We start from the raw sequence: 21,284 nt of genomic DNA on the forward strand, positions 1-21,284 counted from the left end.
GAGAGCCGGGGCGGTAACGATGCCCAAGGCAAAGACCCGGGCGGGGCCGCAGTGGCGCACGGCGCCGGGCCTCGGCACGGGACCCGCCACCGGGGAGGACTCTCGTGCCCCTGAGACGACTGAGGCCTCCCGGCAGGGGCTTCCCCCGTCGCGTCACCCACAGTCGCCGCGCCGACCACAGCCGACGCACGACTCGACCGCTGCACCGGAGCCGACCCCGCCGGCCGAGGCCGACGCTGCCCCGGATGGCGGCAGCGTCGAGCAGGAGCTCTACACCCACATCACCCCGAACCTTCGTGCTGGAGCGCACGACCACAGCTCGCCGGCCACGCCTCCGCCGGCGATGCGCGCTCTCGACCGGGAGCCCGAGCTGGCGGCCCCGCAGGTCCCGCTCAATGTGGCGTTGCCGCAGCAGCCTCCTCTCAACGGTCGGCGTCGGGTCGGGCCGGCTGGGCGGCCCGAGCCGGGCCGCGCCTCGGTAACCAGGTATGCGGCGGCCGAGGACTCGTTCTCCCGGTCGGTGCGGTCGTTGGAGCCGATCTCGGATCTGGAGGCGACCGCGTTTGCCGGCCGGTTCGCGGCGGATTTCCAGTCCTACGACGAGGACCAGCCGACTCGCCGTGCTGAGGTGTTGCGCCCTCTGCTCGCCGATCCCCAGGCATGTACCTGGGGGTGGTCGGGCGAGGGCCGGCAGCGCGCCGATTCACCACAGCCGAACCGGATCTACCGGCGCTCGGATGTCGTGGTCTTCGTCGAGGTCATTGTGCGGATCACGCCGTACGCGCGCGCCTGCTCATCGTCTAGCCAGTCCGTCCCGGATCCGGTCGAGACGGTCGAGCCACCGGGGTTGCTGGGCCCGTCGAGCGCTCCCCCGGGCGCCGACCCGCGCTGGGTGGCCGGCGGCTCGAGCTGGGTCCGGATGACCGTGCCGATCACCCGCGCCCCCGACGACGGCCGCCTGGTCGTCGACCCCCACCTGGTCCCCGACCCGTCCGCCTGACCCCCGCGAGGTAGCCGCTCATGACGTCGACCAACCACACCCGGCCCGAGTCCAACAACCACACCCCCTGGACCCCGGACAGCGCAAGCCTCGCGTGGATGTCCACTCCCCCACCGCCATCGGGCACTGGCCCCGAGAGCGACGAGCGGCAGGAGACTGCCCCCACCGAGACTCGGCCGGTCCCCGAGTCGAGCCCGGTCAGCGCCTCCCGCGGCGAGGCATCGGTCCGTGCGGACACGCCCGCACCGGCCCGCGTCTCCGCGCCGAGCGCATCCGCGCCGCCCAGGCCGGCACCGACTCCGCCGCCTGCCCCGGCGCCGGAGCGGCCGGCCGAGCACTACGGCGCGGCTGGGCACTTTCCGGGCGGGCATCCCGAACCGTTCGTCAACGCCGTCAGGTCGCGGGCCACGGCCCCGAAGCAGGGCTGGCGGGCCGCGCTGTACCGGGCCACGGGCCTCAACCCCGGCCTGTCACGGACCGAAGAGCTGTTGATCGGGCAACAGCGCAAGATCCGCACGCCGATGGATGGCTCGCATTCGGTGATGGTCAGCTCGTTGAAGGGCGGGGTCGGCAAGACGACGGTGTCGGCGCTGCTGGCGTTGTTCCTGGCCGAAGGGCGTGGTGAGCGGGTCGTGGCCGTGGACGCCAACCCCGACGCCGGGACGTTGGGCGACCGCCTGGTCGGCGAGACCGAAGCCGCGCAGCTGACCGTGCGCAAGCTGCTGAACAACCTCGACCAGATCCGCAGTTTCAGCGACCTGTCCCGCTACGTGCACCTGGTCAATCGCCTGCAGGTGGTGACCTCCGAGCAGGAACCCGAGTCGAGTGAGGCGTTCTCGCAGAAGGATTACGAGGCCATTGTGTCCGTATTGTCCAGATTCTGCCAAGTTCTGGTGACTGACAGTGGTACTGGAATTACACATTCGGCGATGCAGGGCGGTCTGGCCCGGTGTGACTCGCTGGTCATCGTGGGGTCTCTGACCCAGGACGCCGCCTCACGGGCAGCGAAGACGCTGAACTGGCTGGCCTCGCGCCAGTGGTCGGACCTGGCGAAGAAGGCCGTCGTCGTGCTGTCTCAGGATCGGGACAGCACCTTCATCGACAAGCAGCCGATTCTGGATCACTTCCAGGAGCGCTGTCGTGCGGTCCTCACGCTGCCCCCGGACCCGCACCTGCAGGCCGGTGGGCAGATCGACCTCGACGCGCTCAAGCCGGCAACCCGCGCCGCCGCGCGCGAGATCGCCGCAACCGTGGCCGAGGGCTTCTATGGCTGCCCGACCTCGCTCGGGCGCGCTGCGGGTGAACGTCGCACCGACGTGGCCTGGTAATGCGCTCCAGGTTCTGGGCGCGGTTCGGGACCGCGCTGTCGCTGTCGGCGTCGCTGACGGCGGCGGCGGTGTCTCCGACCGCGCCGGCCGACGAGGAGGTGGAGTGTGGGTGGCGGATCACCGCTACCCACGTGCTCGCCGAGCTGGACGGGGACGACTCCGCGCGCGCACAGGAGCTGCGCGACGCCTTGCTCGAGGTCGGGGCCGACGACCCCGATTTCGTGCCGGAGTCCTGCACCGACACCGGGTCCGGTGGGTCCGGGGACGACCAGGGCTCCGGTTCCGGTAGCGATTCAAGTTCCGGGTCCGGTAGCGGTAGCGGCTCGGGTTCTGGCGGCGACTCTGGGTCGGGCTCTGGCGGCGGGTCGAGCTCGGGTTCGGCCCAGCAGGGTGCGACGGCGGCCGAGGCGTTCGGCTGGGGTGAACCCGATGTCGTCGATGATTTCGAGTCCGCTGGTCTCGATGGCTGGAACCTCTACGACGGCGCCGGTCACGCCGGCAACGGTGTCCGCTCCCCGGACGCGGCGTCGGTGTCCGACGGCATCCTGACGATCAACGGCACCGCCGATGGCACCACCGGTGGGATGGCGTGGGGCAACGCCCAGCAGTACGGCCGGTGGGAAGTCCGGATGAAGGCCCCGAAGGGCGATGAGGCCTACAACGCGCTCGCGTTGTTGTGGCCGACCGCGGAGAACTTCCCGGTCGGCGGTGAGGTCGATTTCGCCGAGATCATGGATTCGAGCCGGCAGAAGGTCGAGATGTTTCTGCACTACGGCGAGGACAACAGCCAGGTGCACGGTGAGGTCGAGGTCGACGCCACCGAATGGCACAACTATGCCGTCGAGTGGACCCCGGAGGGGATCACCACCTTCCTCGACGGTGAGGAGTGGTGGAAGACCACTGACACCTCGATCCTCCCGCCGGGCCCGATGCACCTGTGCCTGCAGCTCGACTGGTTCCCCGACAACGGCGGCGGCGGGGGCGAGGCCGAGGTCCACTACGACTCGGTCAAACAGTGGTCCCTCGGTGAGGGCGAGGGGTCGTCGACCGATTCCGAGGGCAGTGAGGGGTCCACCGACTCCGATTCCAGCACCTCGATCACCGAGGAAGAGAACAGCAAGGGCGGGCGTATGGCCGCAGTCCGGTGACAGCCGCCCACAGCTCGATCGGTCCCTTTCCGGTTTCCAGTGAGTCCCCCTCGATCACGTCGGAGTCCCTGTAATGCCTCGTTCACGAACACGCCGGCCCTCCTGGGCCGCTCATGTCCCCCGTCGCTCGCACGGTCCGGTGCTGCGCCGCTCGACGGTGGCCATACTGACCGCCAGTGCGATGCTCGGGCTGACCGCGTTCTCGATCAGCCCACTGCCGGCCGAGCTGGGGTTGACGACCGAGTCCTGCAACACGGGCAAGGCGATGCGCCAGCTCGACGCTGCGCGCGAGACTCGCTCGCAGACCCGTGCGCTGCTGACCGATCTGGCGGTGAGCACCGACCCCCGCGCGCAGGGCCTGGCCCGCGAGATCTCGGGGTTGGGGTTCACCCCGGCCACCCACGAGCCGGGGTGGCGGCAGAAGGCCGTGGACGTCTCCGACCAGCTCAACGGCACCACTGACCCGCAGCTGCAGCAGGTCGCGGTCCGGCTGGCCAAGGCCGGCTACGGCCCGACCCCGGCCGATCTGCTGCCCAAACAGCCCCCGCCACCCGACACCGACGGTGGACCGCTGGAGGGGATCGGCCAGTCCCTTGGTGGCGCCGCGGACGGCGCGGCCGGCGCGGTGGAATCCGCAGGCCAGGCCGCCCAGAGCGCGGTCGCTCCACCTCCGGCGGTGAGCAGTTCCGGCTCCGGGGGTGGACCGGCTGCGGTGAACAAGGACCGGCAGGCCGAGCCGCCGCCGCCGGAAACCTGCACGGACCAGGCCGAGGCCACCGCCGCTCCGGCGGTGGCCGCTCCGGCGCCGGCAGCGCCCGCGGAAGACCCACCCGAGGGCGGCGATGAGTCGAAGCCCAGTAGTGGCGAGCCTTCGGGCGGCGAAGGCAGCAGTGCGGGTGGCGAGTCCTCCGACCCCGGCGGCGGCGAGTCGTCGACCGGCGGTGACAAGGGCTCCCCCAGCTCCGGAGGCGAGGACTCCTCCCGCGGCGGAGGCGATGACAGCTCCGGCGCCGGCGGCGAGGACAGCGGTGCGGGCGGTGAATCCTCCGACCCCGGCGGCGATGAATCGTCGACCGACGGTGACAAGGGCTCCCCCAGCTCCGGAGGCGAGGACTCCTCCAGCGCCGGTGGCGATGACAGCTCCGGCGCCGGTAGCGGCTCCTCGTCTGGGCCGGACCGCGACTCGGGTAGCGACTCCCCTTCCGCGGGAGAGGGCGAGGACGGTGCCCCGGACGAGGGGGGTTCGTCGGGGTCGCGCGATTCGGGCAGCAGCTCGCCCGGCGCCGACGAAGCCGAGTCCGCTGCGGACTCGGCGGATGCGGGCTCCGGCTCGGGTGAGGGCGAATCCGGCAGTGGATCGGCCCCGGACTCGTCGGGCTCCGATGACACGTCGAGCAGCGGTTCCAGCTCCTCGAGCTCGTCGAGTGGTACCGGCTCGGCGGAGGATATGGAGAAGGCGCGCGCCGCGATGGACCTGGTCGGCGAGCTCATGCAGACCCTGGGCGCCAGCCAGGACGCCGAAGCGGGCAGCGTGCAGGACTCGGTGCTGCAGGTGATGGATCGCGACCAGCTCGAGAAGCTCGGCGCGGACCCGGCCGATCTGGACAAGCTCGACGACCTCAAACCCGGTGACGCCGGCTCCGGCGACACGGGATCCGCAGCCTCATCGGGCAGCTCGCCAGCCTCGGCGGACAGCCCGTCGAGCACCGGCAGCTCCGACAGCGGCTCGCCCAGCTCGGACTCGATCAGCCGTGATTCCGGCGGCAGCGGCTCCCCCGCCCCGGGCAACACCGACTCGCCCGCTTCGGCTGGGTCCAGCTCAGATCAGGCCGAGACCAGCACGTCCACCAGCCGCGACGCGGGCACCGGGTCCAGCAGCTCCTCGCCCAGCTCGGGTGAGGGCTGGGAGGCCGGTGCTGAGAAGCTCGCGGAGCAGGTCAAGGAGGCCGCCGACGTCGACCCGGTGGCCGAGCAGCTCTCGGAGAAGCTCGCCGCGATCGACACCAACGGTGGCGACACCAGCTCCAGCGCCGAGAGCACCGGACCCGCCGACAGCGGCTCCGGCGGCGGGTCCGCGGACAGCACGGCCTCCGATCGTGACTCGGCCTCCGGGACGGACTCGTCCTCGGAGGAGTCGAGCGCGCCCGAGGAGGGCTCCGGCGCTGCCGACAGCTCCGGTACTGGTAGCGACTCCGACATCAGCCGCGACAGCGGATCGACCGACGCCGGTGCGGGCGAGAGCGGTGGCGCCGGTGGCCAGGAGGAACCCTCCGGCGGCGAGCCGGGTGATTCCGGGGACCAGCGGGAGGACTCGTCCTCGGGCGGCGACTCCGCCCCGGACGACCAGGGCCCGGGGCAGGGCGGCCCGGAGCCGGCTGAGGGCGGCGGCGAGGAGCCGCGCGAGCCCGAGGGGGCGCAAGCGGCCCCGGCCGCGGCGGGCGGCCCGGCTTCCGGGACCGACGTCGCGACCTGGGACAAGCTCGCCGACTGCGAGGCCGGTGGGAACTGGGCGACCGACACCGGCAACGGGTACGAGGGCGGCCTGCAGTTCTCGCCGTCCACCTGGGCTGCCTACGGAGGGCACGGGTCGGCGGCTGAGGCGAGCAAGGAAGAGCAGATCGCCGTAGCCGAGAAGGTCCAGGCCGAGCAGGGCTGGAACGCCTGGCCGGCCTGCTCGAAAAAGTTGGGCATCAGCTGATCCGATGCGTATCCGCAGGTGGAGCACGGTGTCGGTGGCCGCGGTGATGACCGTGGCCCTGGCGGTCGTGCTGTGGTCCTCCGGCGCCCCGCAAGGGGGTCGGGTGGTGGGGCTCGGGTCGGTCGTGCCGTGGGGGTCGGCCGACCCGAGGTCCCCGATGGCTCCACCGCCGGTGCGCGGGCAGGCCGGGCCCGTCGTGGGTGGTCTGTCGGCCTCGTCGGTCGGGGTGCTGGTCGTCGACGGCGGCCGCCACCAGTGCTCGGCCTCCGTGGTCGCCTCCCAGTCCCGCCGCCTGCTGGCCACCGCCGCGCACTGCGTGTGGCTCGACGGCGCCTGGCGCGTCGACGGGGCGACGTTCATCCCCGGCTACGCCGCCGGTGAAGAGCCCTACGGACGCTGGCAGGTCGACACCGCCTACGTCCCGCCGGCCTGGACCGAGGCGAACTCCCCGATCGAGGACGTCGCCGCCGACGTCGACATGGCGTTCGTGTCGGTGCTGCCCCGCGACGGTGTGCTGCCCGAACAGGTCCTCGGCGCCCAGGGCATCTCGTTCTCCACCCCGCCCCAGGTGGAGGTCGCCGCGCTGGGCTATCCCGCGCTGGGCAGCTACGACGGCCAGTCCCTGCGCGGCTGCGTCGGCACCGGCGCCGTGGAGGCGTTCACCCGCCCCGAGAGCCCGAAGCCGAGCGAGATCCGATCCCTGGACTGCGACATGACCCAGGGCGCCTCGGGTGGGCCCTGGCTGGCCGGGCCCGACGCCGACAGCGGCCGGGGTCAGGTCGTCGGCGTGGTCTCCGGCGGCGACGACACCCACCTGGTCTCCCCCCGCTTCGGCCCGGCGGCCAAGCAGATCTACGACGCCGCCGACACCGCCGCGCTGGCCGCCACTGCGCCGGCCCCCAGTCCGAGTACCGACCCGATGTCTGCCCAGATCGCCCCACGAGGAGGCAGCTGATGACCACCGCCGAACAGAACCGAGCTGGCCCGGCCCGTGTGCCGCGCAGCCCGTTCGAGCTCAACCATCGGCTCGGCGCCGCGGCGCGCTCGCGCGCCCCTCATTTGGGCTCGGTCGATAACGAGGCCATCGTGGATGTCGCCTCCGCGGCCGCGGCCGCCGGTGGGCACGGCCCCGCCGCCGCTGACACTGCCGCCGAGCTCGGTGCCGCTGCCGAGGCGGCGCAGGAGCGTGCGCGTACCGAGTTTCCCGACACCCGCCCGGTGTCGTGGGCGGCGTTCGGCGCCCTGGTCCCAGTGCTGGCCGGCTCCGCAGGCGCCGGCGCGTCCTGTGTCGCCGCAGCAATCACCGATGCTCTGCAGCTCGACCAACGGTGTGCGCTGCTCGTCGACGCCGACGACCCCGCCCGCTCCGGCCTGGCGTGTGCCCCGTCGCAGGAAGGGCCGTGGGTCCGCCCGGTCAACCCCCAGGTCTCGGTGCGCTACAGCTGGCGAGAGAACGCGCTGGTGGCGCGCCTGGAGACCGGGCTGCCGGCGATCACTCCGGGGATGGTGCCGATCCCGCCGGACTGGCTCCCGGATCCGGCACCGGACCCGCTGCACACTACCGTGGTCGATCTCGGTCACGGCGGCTGGCGTGCCGCCGCCACCCCCGTCTACGGGGCCGGGGGCTGGCTGCGCCGGGGGCTGCCGTCCCAGCGCCCGATCCTGGTCGTGCGCGCGACCCGGCCGTCGCTGCGCCAGGCCGAGCAGCTCCTCGCCCGGTTGGAGCCGTGGGTGCAGCGCGGGGTGGCCACCCCGATCTATCAGCTGGTGGTCAACGGCGCCCGCAAGTGGCCCGCCGGCGTCGCCGGCGCGGCCGGACCGCGGGTCGCCGCGCTGATCGACGAGGCGTTGTTCGTCCCCCACGAACGCAGCTGGGAGATCGCCGGAGTCACCGACGATCCCAGCCCCGACCGCGCCATCGACGCCCTCCGCCCGCTGCTCGCCTCATGGGGCCAGATCAGCTCCCCACGACGCCGCTGACCACCCCGCCACCTGCCGAACCCCCATCCGCCCGCGGAGGCACCCCTGATGTCCATCCCCCACCTGCTCGCCGACACGCTGCTCACCCAGATTCACCTGCTGCCCGCTCAGGACATCCCGAACCCGGGAGCCGAGGCCCCGCCCGGGGCGCCCGCGATCCAGCGTGTCGTCGGCTACCTGCGCTGGATCGCCGGGGTCTGCATCCTCGGGCTGTTCTTCGGCGGGATCGTCGCCGCGACCGCGGGCCGGCTGTGGGATCACCACGGCTCCGGCCGTCTCGGTGCGCGGCTGATCGTCGGCAGCCTCGCCCTGGCCCTGTTGTTTGGCCTCGGCTACACCCTGGTCAGCCAGTTCGCGGCGTCCACGGCCTGATGGCGCCCTCGATGAACACAGACCGGGCGCCTGCTGGCGGCGGCCTCGACGGGCGGCGGCGCGCGCTGCTGATCCTCACCGGGGCGGTGGTACTGGTGCTGGCGCTGTTGGTCGGCGTGGTCGTGTCGCTGACCGGCATGTTCGGCGATGACGAACCCAGTTCGACCTACCAGAGCCCGCCGGCCCCGTCCGGTCCTGGGGCCGCCGGCAGTACCGGGGGTGGGAGCGGGCCGGAGGCTGAGGCTGCCCTGGCGCGTGCGCCTATGCTCGAGGTTCCTGACCAGGCCGCGTTGCCGCACACGTTGTCGACGCGCAGCGCGGGTGCCCCGATCACGCTGCCCGAGCCCGAGCAGGTGTCCGGGGTGCTGGTGCCGACTGGGTTCCCGGACACCGAGCAGGGCGCGATCGCTCAGGTGGTCGAGCTGACCCGGGTCGGGTTCGCCGGTGCCGATCCGCAGGTCTGGGCACAGGCCTACAACTCGATGGCCGAGCCGGGCGCAGCACCCGCCGCCCAGACCCCGGCCTCGCAGGACCTGGTCGCCTTCCGGCGGGCTGCGAACATGCCCCGGACCGGCGCGACCCGGGCGACCATCACCTGGGATCCCACCTCGGCGCTGGTCAAGGGCAGCACCGACGACGGCAGCTACGTCGTGGCGTGTGTGCTCGGCGAGCTGGTCACCGACTACAAGGGCCGGGTGGCCACCGGTGGGGTGGGCAACTGCCTGCCGATGCGCCGCGTCGGCGATCAATGGCTGGTCGCATCGGGGCCGCGCGCATGGGTCGCCCCGGCTACCTGGCCGGGCAGCGACGAAGCCGTCGCAGTCGGCTACCGGGACATCATCCGATGACCGGCCTCATCACGACCAGCTGGTACCTGCCTGCTCAGGACCCCGCCCCACCCGGCGGGGCCGGAGGCGGTGGAGATGGCGGTGGCGGCGGCGGCCTGGTCGGCGACTTCGCCGGATCCATCGCGGAGTCGGCGTTCAGCTCCGCGATGCAAGCGGTGTGGGATTCAGCGATCTGGCTGCTCAAAGGCGGATTCGACCTCGCCGACAAGGTCTCGCAAGTCACGCCGGGCGACCTGACCGGCAACGACGCCGACAACCCGGACGCCATCCCTGGCGCCACTCCCCCACCGGCACCGCCGGAGGGCGCGCAGAGCGCGGTGGATCTGGGTTCGTTGTGGTCGACCATGATCTGGCTGGCCGCGCTCATCGCGCTGGGCCTGTTCTTCTACCAGCTGGCCACCGTCGCGGTGCGCGGCGGAGGGGGCATGTTCCGCGCGGTCGCCGGTCCGGCCCAGTTCGGCATCGCCCTGGCGGTGACCACCGGCGCGGTCGCTGCCCTGCTCACCGGCGCCGACGGGTTGACCACGCTGTTCTTGAGCAACCTGGGCGAGCAGGGCAGTTTTACTGCGATCCTGGACAACCCCGCGGTCGCCGACCGCTTCGGCGACAACCCGGACCTCGGCGAGGATATCGAGGAGGGTGTCCGGTCGATGATCCTGGGTATCGCCGCCCTGTTTGGGGTCATCCCGGCCGCGCTCGGCTTCGCCCTGGCGATGATCTTTCGCGCCGCGGCGATCATGGTGCTGATCGCGACCATCCCGATCGCGGCGGCATGTCTGATCTCCGACTCCACGGCGTCGATGTTCTGGCGGGTCGTGCGCTGGCTGCTGGCGGCGGTGCTGCTCAAGCCCGCGCTGGCACTGGTCGTGGTGATCGGGGTGAACATCATGTCCCGCACCGACGGGGTGGCCGGGCTGCTGGCCGGCACGGCGGTGCTGCTGATCAGCCTGTTCTGCCCGATGGTGCTCTACCGGCTGCTGGCCTTCGTCGACCCGGGCACCGGTGCCGGGATGGCGGTGCGCTCCGGCGGCGGGTCTCGCAGTGGCGGTGAGCCGGGTGGGGACAACGGCACCAGCGAGATGATCAACAACGCGCGGGCGACGCAGAAGGCCTACGACATCGGCAGCGGCAGCTCCGGCGGCGGTAGCGCCGCCGGGGGCGAGCTCGGCGGCAGCACCGCCGCGACCGGCGCAACGTCCGGCGGCGCGGGTGCTGGTGGCGCCGGGGCAGGCGGCTCCGCTGGTGGCGCCGCTGGAGGCGGTTCGGCAGGTGGCGGTGCGGCCGCGGGCGGTGCAGCGGCCGGTGCCGGGGTCGCCGGTGGCGCCGTCGCCGCCGCGGCGGTCGGCGGCTACCTGGCCACCAAGGCGGCCGGACAGGCCGCGGGGGGATACGGCTCGTCGCAGATGGCCCAGACCGGCATCGGACACCCCGGCCCGGCACCCGCGGCCGGGGCCGGCAGCGGGCAGATCGGCTCGGCCGCCAGCGGCGCCTACGGCGGGGCGACCGCGACCTCGGACTGGTCCGGTCAGCCCCCCAGCAGCGACAGCGGGCCCGTCGAGCCAGGCGACACCCAGAGCGGCGGCGGGTCCGGTCCCGAACCGCCACCGGGCCCCGGGCCTCCCGAGGCCGGCCATCCGGACCCCGGAGCGGGCACCGACCCCGGGCCGGAAACCCGCCCTCCTGAGCCCCCTCCGGCGAACGCCGGCACGGACGGGGCCTCCACCACGCCGGCCCCCGACACCCCGACTACGCCGTCACCTGGTCCGGCGCCCGAGCCCGATCCCCCGGCCCATCCCGACACCGACCGAGAGGACGGCCGCCGATGAGCAGCACCGTCGTCGGCGGCACGACGACTACCACGAGCGGTGACACCTGATGACCACCAGCCAGTCCCCCGGCCCGCGGGTGTATCGGGGGCTCAACCACACCGAAGGCATCGGCTGGATCGCCGGGATGACCCCGGTCCAGGCGTTCCTGCTGATCGGGGTCTGCGCCCCGGCCCTGATCGCGATGTCGCGCAACCAGTGGTCGGCCGCGCTGAGCTGGGCGGTGTTCGCCGCGATCGTCGCCGTGCTGATCCTCGTCCCGATCCACGGCCGACCGGCGTTTAGGTGGCTGGCCGACCTGGTCATGTTCCAGACAGGAGTACTGATGCGCTGGTCTCCCTGGCAGTCCCGCGCCGCCGCAGGCCTGGCCGGCGACGCAGGCGAACCCGACCTGCCCGGCGTCCTGGCCCGCCTGGAGTTCCCCGACGGCCCGGAGTTCCACGGCTCGCGGATCTGCCTGATCCACGACACCACCGAAGGACGGTGGGGTGCCACGGCGAAGCTGACCCACTCCGGGGTCGGGATGCTCTCCGACGACGAGTGCGAGCGCCTCGCCACCCGCCTCGGCTCGATGCTGGTCGGACTCGGCCACCGCGAGGTCGTCGACCGGGTCTCGCTGCTGGTGCGCACCGTCCCGGATGACGGCACCGAGTACGCCGTCTGGCGCGACCGCCACCAACGCCCCGACGCACCCGCCCTGGCCCGCCAGGTCACCGCCGAGATCGACCGCGACGTCGCCTCGGTCAGCGTGCGCACGGAGCTGTTCGTGACCGTGTCCGGCACCGAGGAGGCACTGCGGCGCCCGGCCAAGGCCGCCGGTGGTGGCATCGCCGGCCGGGCGTTTGCCCTGTACCGGCTCCTTGAGGGCGTCGCGGACGGGCTGCGGGGGCTCGGGGTGCAGTCGGTGACCTGGCTGTCCTCGACCGGGGTCGCCGAGGCGGTCAAGACCGGGTTCAATCCCGCCGCCGCGGCCGGGCTGTCGTTCCGGCACCTGACCAGCCCGGACCCCGACGGCACCGTCGGGCTCCCGATCTCGCAGGCCGGGCCCGCGCTTGCCCCGACACCGGCCGCGCGCGCGTATCACCACGACGGCTACTCCTCGGTCGCCTACGCCGTGCAGCCGCCCGAGTCGGGCACGATCTTCGGCTCACTGGGCCCGCTGCTCGCCGTGCGGACTGCCGGGGAGCGGCGGACCCTGCAGATCCACTACGAGATCCTCTCCGCCGCCGCCGGCGCCCGGGTGGTCAAGTCCGACCGGTTCCGCAACAACGTCCTGGTCGACGCGAAGGCCCAGCGCGGCTTCAACACCACCGCGGTGGACTCGCGGCGCCAGCGCGGCGCCCGCGAGCAGGAGGCCGCCGTCGCCGCCGGGCACGCCGTCGTGCGGTTCACCGTCGCCTCGGCGATCACCGTCCCGGCCGACTGGAACGTCGAGGACCACGCCGCCCGGCTGGAGAACGACGCCTCGGGCCGGTTCCACCTGCTGCGCCTCGAGCTCGCGCAGGACTCCGCATTTGTCGCCGCCGCTCTCCCGGTCGGGATCGGGCTGCCGCGGGAGAAGAGGGCCTTCGACTCATGAGCATCTTCGGTAAGCGCCGCCGCCGGGTCGTACCGCGCAGCACCGGCGAGCTGCTGTCTCAGTTCACCGACCTCGACGGCATCCCCACCAACACTCCCGGCCCGAATCCCGATCCCACAGACGAGGCCCCACGTGGCCGGGGAAGGCAGCGGGTCAATCAGGCCACCGCACCTCGCCAGGGCCCGCGTGAACCCGGACGTGGGTGGGCCGCGGTGGACGCCGGCCGTCGGGCCCCGGTCTACAAGGCCACCACCGCCGAGGTGGGCGGGCTGTTCCCGCTGCTCGCGGCGAACGGTGTCCCGGCGATCGGGGCCCGCCTCGGCTATGACACCCAGTCCGGTGGCGCGTTCTACGTCCATCCCACCGAGTGGGTGCTGCGCGGGATGGTCACCAACCCCAACCTGGTCGTGTTCGGCGAACCCGGCCGCGGCAAGTCCTCGACGGTCGTGGCGCTGATGCTGCGGATGATGCTGTTCGGGGTCCGCTCCTTGATCAGTGGCGACGTGAAGGGCGAGTACACGCCGCTGCTGCGCTCGCTCGGGATCACCCCGATCGCGCTCGGGCGCGGGAGCCCGCACCGGCTCAACGCCCTCGACCTCGGCCCGCTACGGGGCCGCTGGAACACCTGGAGCGCCGAGCGCCAGAACGAGGAGCTCACCGGGATCCTGGCCCGCTGGACGCGGCTGCTTACCGCGCTGGCCGAGGCCCAGGGCTACGAGCCGACCGTCACCGACGAGCTGGTCATCTCCACGGTCCTACGACGCTTGGTGGGCGCCGCGGACGGCTACTCGCAGCTGCGTCCGATCACGATCCCGCAGGTCGTGGCCCAGCTCGCCGACCCCGACGACGACCTGTGGCAGGCCACCCGCTTCGCCTCGCACCGCCAGTTCGTCGACCACACCCGCCAGATCACCGACGCCCTGTCCAACCTGGTCGTCGGCCCACTGGCCGGGCTGTTCGACGAACCCACCAACTTCGACCTCGACTGGGACGCGCCGGTCCAGTCGATGGACCTGTCCCTGCTCCGGAGCAGGGGCGATCAGGCGATCGCGGTCGCCCTGACCTGCCTCGGCTCCTGGTCGTCGATGATCACCGACCTCCAGGACGACGGCGACGTGCGCATCGTCGTGCGCGACGAGGTCTGGCGCCAGATGCGCCTCGGGCTGCGCGCGGTCCAGGCCGTCGACTCCGACCTTCGGCTCTCGCGCGCCGAACGCAAGATCCAGCTGCTGGTCATGCACAAGCCCTCCGACCTGCTCTCGGTCGGCGCCGCCGGCTCGCAGGAGGTCTCGATCGCCAAGGACCTCCTGGCGCTGTGCTCGTCCCGGATTCTGCTCGGCCAGTCCACGCGGGTCGGCGACGAGCTCGCCGAGGAACTCGGGCTGTCCGAACGCGAGCAGGCGGTGATCACCGGCTGGGCGATGGAGGGCCCGGGCCGGGCGCTGTGGAAGATGGAGAACTCGCCCGGCATGAAGATCCAGACGGTGCTCTCGGCGACCGAGCGGTCGATCTTCGACACCAACGCCGGCCTTCGCGAGAAAGCACTCGAGTTCAGTAATCCTGACCGTCCCGCCGGCGCCGGCCGCAGGCTGCAGGCGGTTCCGACCTCGGCCCTGCCCGCATCCGACGATGCCGCCGCCCAGGATCCGGGGCGACGCAACGGCGTGGCTACGCACCGGTGACCTGAGTCGTGGACCAGAAGAAGGGCACCATCGCGCTCGCCGTAGCGGCGGTGGTGATGACGTTCCTGGCCGCGGTGACCAGCATGGGGATCGCGATGTTCACCGCCGTCACCGGCGGGGCCCTGCCCGGCGGGGGCTGCGGCGGTGACGGCGGGATCGGCGGCGGATCGCAGTCGATCGGTGGAGCCGACTGGAACGCCGAGCAGACCGAGAACGCCGCCACCATCGTCAACCGCGTCGTGCAGCGCAGCCTGCCCCGCCGGGCCGCGGTCATCGCGATCTCCACCACGATCGTCGAAGCGCAGCTGGTCAACGTCGGTCACGGCGACCGCGACTCACTCGGCCTCTACCAGCAGCGCCCCTCCCAGGGCTGGGGATCACCAGCCCAGATCCTCAACCCCGTCGCGGCCACCGACACCTTCCTCGACCGGCTCGTCGAGCTGCCGGGCTGGGCCACCATGGCACCGGGCCAGGCCGCCCAGGCCGTGCAGCGCTCCGCGTTCCCCGACCGCTACGCCCCCCAGGAAGAACCCGCCGCGGCGCTGGTCGACCAGTTCTGGGTCGGCCCGGACAACCCCGTCCCGGCCCCCACCGGCGGCGCGAACGTCCAGCTCGCGTCCTCGGTGTATGCCTGCCCCGACCAGGGCGGCGCCGGGGTCCCGCTGGCCCCGTCGGGCATCGACCCCAAGCAGCTGCCGCCGGGGTTCACCCCGCCCGCGGACCCCGCTCAGCGGGCCGCGGTCACCTACGCCCTGGCCCAGCTCGGGAAGCCGTATGTCTGGGGCGCGAAGGGCCCGGACGGGTTCGACTGCTCCGGGCTCATGCTCGCCGCCTGGGCCTCCGCCGGTGTCCCGATTCCCGCCGGGACGGTGAACCAGAAGAACGCCGGGACCCCGGCCAGCCCGGCGAACATCGCCCCCGGCGATCTGGTGTTCATCCCCGGCTCCCTCGGCTCCCCGAGCAACCCGCGCCACGTCGGCATGTACGTCGGCCAAGGCCTGGTCGTCAACGCCTACGACTCGTCCACCGGTGTCGTCCTGCAGCCCCTGGCGGACTGGACCGACGAGATCACCCACGTCCGCCACATCGCCGGGCCCGCCGGGCAGCCCGCACCGGACGCCGCGCTCGCCCAGGCCGCGCCGTGACCACCACGACACCGACGGCCGCCCACTTTGTCGGGGGGAGGTGCTAACCGGTGACCATGCTCGTACCCGAGCGCGACCTCTATGCCGACCTCGGTGTCGGCCGCGGCGCCACCCCCGAGCAGCTGCGGCGGGCCTATCGGGTGCTGGCCCGGCGGCTGCACCCCGACCTCAATCCCGCGCCCGACGCGAGCCACCGGTTTGCCCAGGTCGCAGCGGCGTATGCGGTGCTGGCCGACCCGGACCTCCGGGCCGACTATGACGCGGCCCGTGCCGACGCCGCGCCTGGCGAGGACCGCAGCGCTGCGGCCGCGGCCGCGCCCGCAGCTGGGGCGTATGACGACTACGCCCCGGTCGGCGAACCGATGCCCTACGACGACTACACGCCGGTCACCGACGACGCGACCGACCTTCCGCCGCAGCCACCCGCGCCACCATCGCCGGCGCCGCCGCGTCCTGCGGCCTCGCCGTCGTGGGCGGCCGGCCGGTATGTCCGGCCGCCGCGTGCGCCGTTTCCGGCGGGGTGGCCGGCCGGGCGGGTCGACCACCGCCGCCGGGTTGGTCGGTTGCTGCTCACGGTGTGGCGGCTCGCGCCGCTGCCGGCCAGCCGTGTCGGTCTTGTGGTGACGGTGCTGGCCACCGTCGCCGTCGCCTACATCGCTGCCGCCTCGCGGCAGACCATGCCGGTCGAGGCGACCGTGGTCGGCGCGCTGGCGACGGTCGGACTGGCCTGCTGGAGCGTGCGCGCCGTGGTCTGGGCCGTGCTGCACACCCGTGCCCGCCGTGCTGTGAAGGAGACGCGCTGATGGGATTCCTCGCCCGCCGCACCTCGACCCCGCCCGCACCCGCCACCCCGGCCACCCCGCCGGCGACCGTCTCGCCCACGCCGTCGCGGATCAATTGGCAGCACGATCGGCCCGTTGGCTGGACGGCGCTGCCCGAACCAGCCCGCCGAGCACTCGCCGCGGCCGGGTGGGCCGACACCGCGCCGATGGCGGCGTATGCCTACGCCCCGACCACCCGACGTGATGCGGGCGGTCGCTTCTGGCGCGACACCGACGCCTGGTGGATCGACCAGGCCACGCTGCTCACCGTCCGCGCCCGCGAAGCCCTCATCCCTCTTGGCATGGGCGCCGATGCCCGCCCGCGGCTGGGTGTGCAGCCCGGTGGTGGCGGACGAGTGCGCGTGGCGGCCCACCCGCTCAGCGGGCCGCCCCCGACCGGGCAACGCTGGCGCCGCCCACAGAGCACTGATCCGGTGTGCGGGCACGGCGAGGTGCGGTTGACCGACGCCGCGATCGAGATCCTGCCCCGCGCGGTGCAGGACGAGATCGGGCGACCCACCGGCCAAGGCGGGATCCGCAGCTACCCCCCGCACGGGGGCTACTACGACCGCGTCTACGCCTACCGGCGCGTGGCGCCCACCGAACTGCTGGTCCTCGCCGCGGTGCGGGAGTGCGGGGCATACCCCGACCCGGACACCGCGATCGACGCCGCCGACTGGCATATCACCACCTACCGCCCGCAGGTCGGGGCGCCGTCGGAGTCGACGCTGGCCATGTGACCGCGCGTCGCCGCGCGATCAACGTAGAACCACGTTCAGGGAGGGATATCGCCGTGGGTATCAACCGTCGGACGCTGCTACGCCGCTCCGGGCAGCTCGGACTCGGGGTGAGCCTGTTCGGGTCGATGCAGGGCCTGCTGTCCGCCCCGGTCGCGGTCGCGGCGCCCACGCAGGATGTCACCGGTTACGGGCCGTTGCTCGACGATCTGGACGGGATGCTCGCCCTGCCCGAGGGCTTCTCCTACCGGGTGGTCACCGAAGCCGGCCAGACCAGCACTTACGAAGGCGACCCGAGCCCCGGCATCCACGACGGCGCCGCAGCCTTCGCCGCCGACGACGGCGACGTCCTGATCGTGCTCAATCACGAGGTCCGTGGCGGCCCCGACGACGACGGCGCCGTCCCCCACGCGAAGGGACTCGTCTACCGCGACGACGCCGGCGGCGGAGCCACAATCATCAAAACCACCCGCGAGGGCGAGCTGCTCTGGGAGACCGTCGGGATCGCCGGAACCTCCACCAACTGCGCCGGCGGCATCACTCCCTGGGAAACCTGGCTGACCTGCGAGGAGACCGAGGACGACAACCAGGGCTGGGTGTTCGAGGTCGACCCGCACGATCTCGATGCCAACCAGGACCCGCAACCGATCACCACACTGGGCCGGTTCCGCCACGAAGCCCTCTGCATCGACCCCGACACCCTGGTCATTTACCTCACCGAGGACGCCGAAGGACCGAACGGCACGGTGTACCGGTGGCTGCCGCCCTCGGCGTTCCGTGGCCGTAGCGGGGAACTGAAACAGCTCGACGACACCGACGGTGAGCTCGCCGCGATGTCGTGTACCGACGACGATGGATCACTGGTCGATGATCTCGAGCAAGCCGAGCAGGTCGACACCGTCTACACGGTCGAGTGGGTGCCGGTCGAGGACCGCGCCGCCGAGAACGGGCCCCTGCGCTCGGCCGAGGGCATCACTCGCGCCCAGAAATTGGAGGGCGCTTGGTGGAGCGACGGTGGCGCCTACCTGGTCAGCAGCTACGCCGACTCGCACCGCGGCCAGATCTGGTTCTACGACCCCGCCGAGTTCACGCTGCGGTTGACCACCACGTTCGCGACCGAGGCCGACGGCGAAACCGTCGAGGCCCCGGACAACATCGTCGCCGCCCCCTATGGCGGCCTGATCGTGTCCACCGACGGCGACGGCGACAACCACCTGGCCGGCGTCACCGCAGACGGCGACGCCTACCCGCTCGCGCGCAGCCAGATGGGCTCGGAGTTCACCGGCCCCACCTTCTCCCCCGACGGGACGGTGCTGTTCGCCGGGATCCAGAAACCGGGTGTCCTGTTCGCCATCACTGGTCCCTGGCAGCAGGACATCTCGTCGGCCGCGGCGGCGACGCGCGAGACGAGGAGCACCCGGTGACCCGCCCCCGTGATGCCCGCTCGATATCCGCGGATCTGGCGCTGCCGCTGACCGCTCTGGGGCTGGTAGTGGGCACGGGCGTGGTGATCGAGGCTGCCGCGGTGCTGACGGGGCTGCTCACGACCGGGTCGGTGACAGTGCTCGGCGTCGGCGACGCCGTGCTGCTGGCCCGCTCGTGGCTCGGTGCCCCGCTCCCGGCCGGGTCGGCCGCCGCGCAGCTCACTGAGCAGTCCGCGGTGTTCGTGGGCTGCCTGATCGTGGTCGTGGTGACGCTGATCGTGGTCGGGGCGCTGGTCGCGCGGTGGTGGTGGCGCAGGTGGCGCCCGGCCCCGGCCGGGCACGCCACCCGAGCGCAGCTGGCCCGTGAGCTGTCGCTGCCTGCGGCACGGCGCAGCGCCGAGCGGACGCGGCCGAGCCTGAGTTCGTCCGAGCGCCGCAGCGCAGCCGGTACCGAGGTCGGGATCCCGTTCTACCGGTATCGCGACACCTCGCTGTGCCTGTCGTTTACCAACCTGACCGGCACCCTGGCCCCGACCCAGTCCGGTAAGTCGCGCATGGATCTGGTGCACAAGGTCCTCGATGCCCCCGGCGCGCTGCTGTGCTCGACCACGAAGCTCGACCTCGTCGAGTTCGCGGCGCTGGCCCGCTCGCGGCGACCCACCGCCGGCCCGGTGGTCGTCTACGACGCCACCGGGCGGCTGCCGTGGCCGTCTCCGCTGCGCTGGTCGCTGATCGAGGGCTGTGAAGACCAGCAGGAAGCCAACCGGCGCGCGTTCACCCTGGTCGAGGCGGCCGCCGTGCGGGTCGAGGCCGGCGGCTCCGGCGGCGTCGGCAACGATCGCGTGTTCCGTGAACGCGCCGTCGTCGTGCTGACCGCCTACCTGGTCGCGGCCGCCGTGTCCGGCGGGAACGTTGACGACATCCGCGCCTGGTCCACCGAACCCCCCACTCCGAGCACCGACGGCGCGCGCCCTGCTCGGCGGCTACCGGCCGACCCGCGCCCGGTGAAGATCCTCCACGACGCTGGACGCAAGGAACTCGCCGCGAACCTCGCCGCGGAGATGGCTCTCGACCCGCGCACCGCCTCGGCGGTGTGGATGTCGGTGCGCCGCGTGGTCGGGGCCTGGACCGACCCGCGGCTGCGGGAGATGCTCAGCCCGCCGCGCGGTCGCGGCCTGGATGTGCGCCGGTTCATCGGCCAAGGCGGGTCGCTGTTCCTGATCGCCGACCAGCAGCAGGCGGCCGAGGCCGTCCCGGTGCTCACAGCGCTGGCCGAGCACTGGATGCGCACGGCGCAGGAGATGGCGCTGGACTTCCCGACACGGCGGGTCGACCCGCCGGTGACCATCGTGTTCGACGAGCTCGCCAACGGCACTCCCGTCCCCGGCCTCGCCCAGGTGATCAGCGACGCCGCTGGCCGCGGCGTGGTCATCCACTGGGCGGCCCAATCATTGGCCCAGCTCGAGCGCATCTTCGGCTCCGTCGGATACCGCGAGGTTCTCGACAACACCACCAGCCTCAGCGTGTGGGGGGGTATCAAGGACGACCGCACCCTGGGGTGGATCTCCGAGCTGTGCGCGACCCACGAGCGGCAACGCCGCCAAGTCCAACTCGAAGGGCTGTTCGCCCCCGACCGACAGAGCATCAGCACCGAAACCAGCCCGGTGATGCGGGTCGGAGACATCCGCAAGCTCGCCCCCGGCAAGGTCTTGGTCCTGCATCGCGGCCTGCCCTGCTTCATCGCCGACGTACTCGACGTATCCCGACGCCCGGACAGCCCCGAGATCAGCCACGACGTGGAGGTCCTCCGCAGACACGGGTCGATCCCCATCGACGACCGTGGCTACCGCATCCAGACCCACACCGCCGAGGCCACCGCCCGATGACCATCACGACATCACCACCGCGAGGTCTTCTCGACCGTTCCCTTGAGACTCGCCGGTCTCGGGACGAGCTGATCGGGGCGCCGCTGCTCGCGGCCGGCTCGGGCCGTGGTCGCGGCCGCCGCGGTGGCGCGCTCGGGCTCGGCAACCGGGGTCGTGCGGGGTGCTCGGCGCAACGTGCCCGCTCGACGGTGCTGGTCGCGTTGAGATTTCACCGAGACATCCCGGCGGGGCCGCGGCGGGCCGTGCCGCGGGCCGCCGCGGTGCCCCAGACGTGCTGGAGCCACCCCTCGGCCAGCCGTGCAAGGCACCTGGGGCACCACGGTGCGCTACTCGGGCATTTGGGATCAACGTCGCGGGCCGCGGCGATGCACGAACGGATCGACGGGTTCGTCGTCGAGCACCACGCCGGCGGCGGGGCCGATGCTGCTGGTGGCCTCGGCCCTGCCCGTCGGGCGGAGCTCGCTTACCCAGAAAAGGTCCGCCCGGCCCCCGCCGCAGCGTGCAGGGCCAGCGCGATGATCAGTAGGCCGAGGCTGAGCAAGGCCCAGGTCGCCAGCAGCGGCCCCGTGCTGATCGCGGCACAGTCCTCGGTCACGTCGAACAGGGTGTTCCCCGGTCCGGGGGTGAACCCGCGGCCGCAGCTGGTGTAGTCGTCTAGCGAGATCGGGGCCAAGCCCCGAATCAGTCCGCCGAGCACGAGCAGGCCACCGAGGACCCACAGGGTGATCGCGGCCGGTTTGATCGGCTGCACGAGACGTACTCCTTTCAGCGTAGGCGCCCGACGCGTGCACCCGAGTTGAGTGAGCGGGA

17 protein-coding genes are annotated in these 21,284 nt (G+C 72.6%); 16 read left to right on the top strand and 1 reads right to left on the bottom strand.

Going from position 1 to position 21,284, the window contains the following annotated elements; translation table 11 throughout:
• Positions 1-343: 343 nt before the first annotated feature.
• The 16 genes from ACLFMI_RS14690 to ACLFMI_RS14765 all read left to right on the top strand — a co-directional run bounded on the left by ACLFMI_RS14690 (position 344) and on the right by ACLFMI_RS14765 (position 20,474).
• A complete protein-coding gene (locus ACLFMI_RS14690; protein WP_410948400.1) occupies positions 344-1,000 on the top strand; it encodes a hypothetical protein in 657 nt (218 codons plus the stop codon).
• A 20-nt stretch (positions 1,001-1,020) separates the two neighbouring features.
• Complete coding sequence (locus ACLFMI_RS14695; RefSeq protein WP_410948401.1) at positions 1,021-2,328, top strand: MinD/ParA family ATP-binding protein; 1,308 nt, start codon at positions 1,021-1,023, stop codon at positions 2,326-2,328.
• Positions 2,328-3,476, top strand: a complete 1,149-nt coding sequence (locus ACLFMI_RS14700) for a glycoside hydrolase family 16 protein (RefSeq protein WP_410948402.1) — start codon at positions 2,328-2,330, stop codon at positions 3,474-3,476. The genes ACLFMI_RS14695 and ACLFMI_RS14700 overlap by 1 nt, the downstream gene beginning before the upstream one ends.
• A gap of 181 nt (positions 3,477-3,657) precedes the next feature.
• On the top strand, positions 3,658-6,174 hold the full coding sequence (locus ACLFMI_RS14705) for a transglycosylase family protein (protein WP_410948403.1): 2,517 nt from the start codon (positions 3,658-3,660) through the stop codon (positions 6,172-6,174).
• A gap of 4 nt (positions 6,175-6,178) precedes the next feature.
• Positions 6,179-7,129 carry a trypsin-like serine peptidase gene (locus ACLFMI_RS14710; RefSeq protein WP_410948404.1) on the top strand — a complete coding sequence of 317 codons (951 nt, stop codon included), beginning with the start codon at positions 6,179-6,181 and terminating at the stop codon, positions 7,127-7,129.
• Positions 7,129-8,154 (top strand): hypothetical protein, encoded by a 1,026-nt coding sequence (locus tag ACLFMI_RS14715; RefSeq protein WP_410948405.1) that lies wholly within the window; start codon positions 7,129-7,131, stop codon positions 8,152-8,154. Before ACLFMI_RS14710 ends, ACLFMI_RS14715 begins: the two co-directional genes overlap by 1 nt.
• A 48-nt stretch (positions 8,155-8,202) precedes the next feature.
• Positions 8,203-8,526: a hypothetical protein gene (locus ACLFMI_RS14720; RefSeq protein WP_410948406.1), complete on the top strand. Its 324-nt coding sequence runs from the start codon at positions 8,203-8,205 to the stop codon at positions 8,524-8,526.
• 11 nt (positions 8,527-8,537) lie between these two features.
• Positions 8,538-9,374 (top strand): hypothetical protein, encoded by an 837-nt coding sequence (locus tag ACLFMI_RS14725; protein WP_410948407.1) that lies wholly within the window; start codon positions 8,538-8,540, stop codon positions 9,372-9,374.
• On the top strand, positions 9,371-11,200 hold the full coding sequence (locus ACLFMI_RS14730) for a hypothetical protein (protein WP_410948408.1): 1,830 nt from the start codon (positions 9,371-9,373) through the stop codon (positions 11,198-11,200). Before ACLFMI_RS14725 ends, ACLFMI_RS14730 begins: the two co-directional genes overlap by 4 nt.
• Before the next feature lie 49 nt (positions 11,201-11,249).
• Positions 11,250-12,779, top strand: a complete 1,530-nt coding sequence (locus ACLFMI_RS14735; protein WP_410948409.1) for an SCO6880 family protein — start codon at positions 11,250-11,252, stop codon at positions 12,777-12,779.
• Positions 12,776-14,461 (top strand): ATP-binding protein, encoded by a 1,686-nt coding sequence (locus ACLFMI_RS14740; RefSeq protein ID WP_410948410.1) that lies wholly within the window; start codon positions 12,776-12,778, stop codon positions 14,459-14,461. The genes ACLFMI_RS14735 and ACLFMI_RS14740 overlap by 4 nt, the downstream gene beginning before the upstream one ends.
• Positions 14,462-14,469: 8 nt before the next feature.
• Positions 14,470-15,606 carry a C40 family peptidase gene (locus tag ACLFMI_RS14745; RefSeq protein WP_410948411.1) on the top strand — a complete coding sequence of 379 codons (1,137 nt, stop codon included), beginning with the start codon at positions 14,470-14,472 and terminating at the stop codon, positions 15,604-15,606.
• Between the two features lie 56 nt (positions 15,607-15,662).
• Complete coding sequence (locus tag ACLFMI_RS14750) at positions 15,663-16,409, top strand: J domain-containing protein (RefSeq protein WP_410948500.1); 747 nt, start codon at positions 15,663-15,665, stop codon at positions 16,407-16,409.
• The gene (locus tag ACLFMI_RS14755; RefSeq protein ID WP_410948412.1) at positions 16,409-17,167 is read left to right on the top strand and encodes a hypothetical protein; all 759 of its coding nucleotides are present in this window, start codon (positions 16,409-16,411) and stop codon (positions 17,165-17,167) included. Before ACLFMI_RS14750 ends, ACLFMI_RS14755 begins: the two co-directional genes overlap by 1 nt.
• A gap of 53 nt (positions 17,168-17,220) precedes the next feature.
• Positions 17,221-18,588, top strand: coding sequence for an alkaline phosphatase PhoX (locus ACLFMI_RS14760; protein WP_410948413.1), 1,368 nt, complete (start codon positions 17,221-17,223; stop codon positions 18,586-18,588).
• Positions 18,585-20,474: a type IV secretory system conjugative DNA transfer family protein gene (locus tag ACLFMI_RS14765; protein WP_410948414.1), complete on the top strand. Its 1,890-nt coding sequence runs from the start codon at positions 18,585-18,587 to the stop codon at positions 20,472-20,474. Before ACLFMI_RS14760 ends, ACLFMI_RS14765 begins: the two co-directional genes overlap by 4 nt.
• Before the next feature lie 463 nt (positions 20,475-20,937).
• Here the strand turns inward: ACLFMI_RS14765 and ACLFMI_RS14770 are convergent, their stop codons facing one another.
• The gene (locus tag ACLFMI_RS14770; protein ID WP_410948415.1) at positions 20,938-21,225 is read right to left on the bottom strand and encodes a hypothetical protein; all 288 of its coding nucleotides are present in this window, start codon (positions 21,223-21,225) and stop codon (positions 20,938-20,940) included.
• Positions 21,226-21,284: the final 59 nt, after the last annotated feature.

Source organism: Pseudonocardia nantongensis (assembly GCF_046546495.1).
Classification (GTDB): domain Bacteria; phylum Actinomycetota; class Actinomycetes; order Mycobacteriales; family Pseudonocardiaceae; genus Pseudonocardia; species Pseudonocardia nantongensis.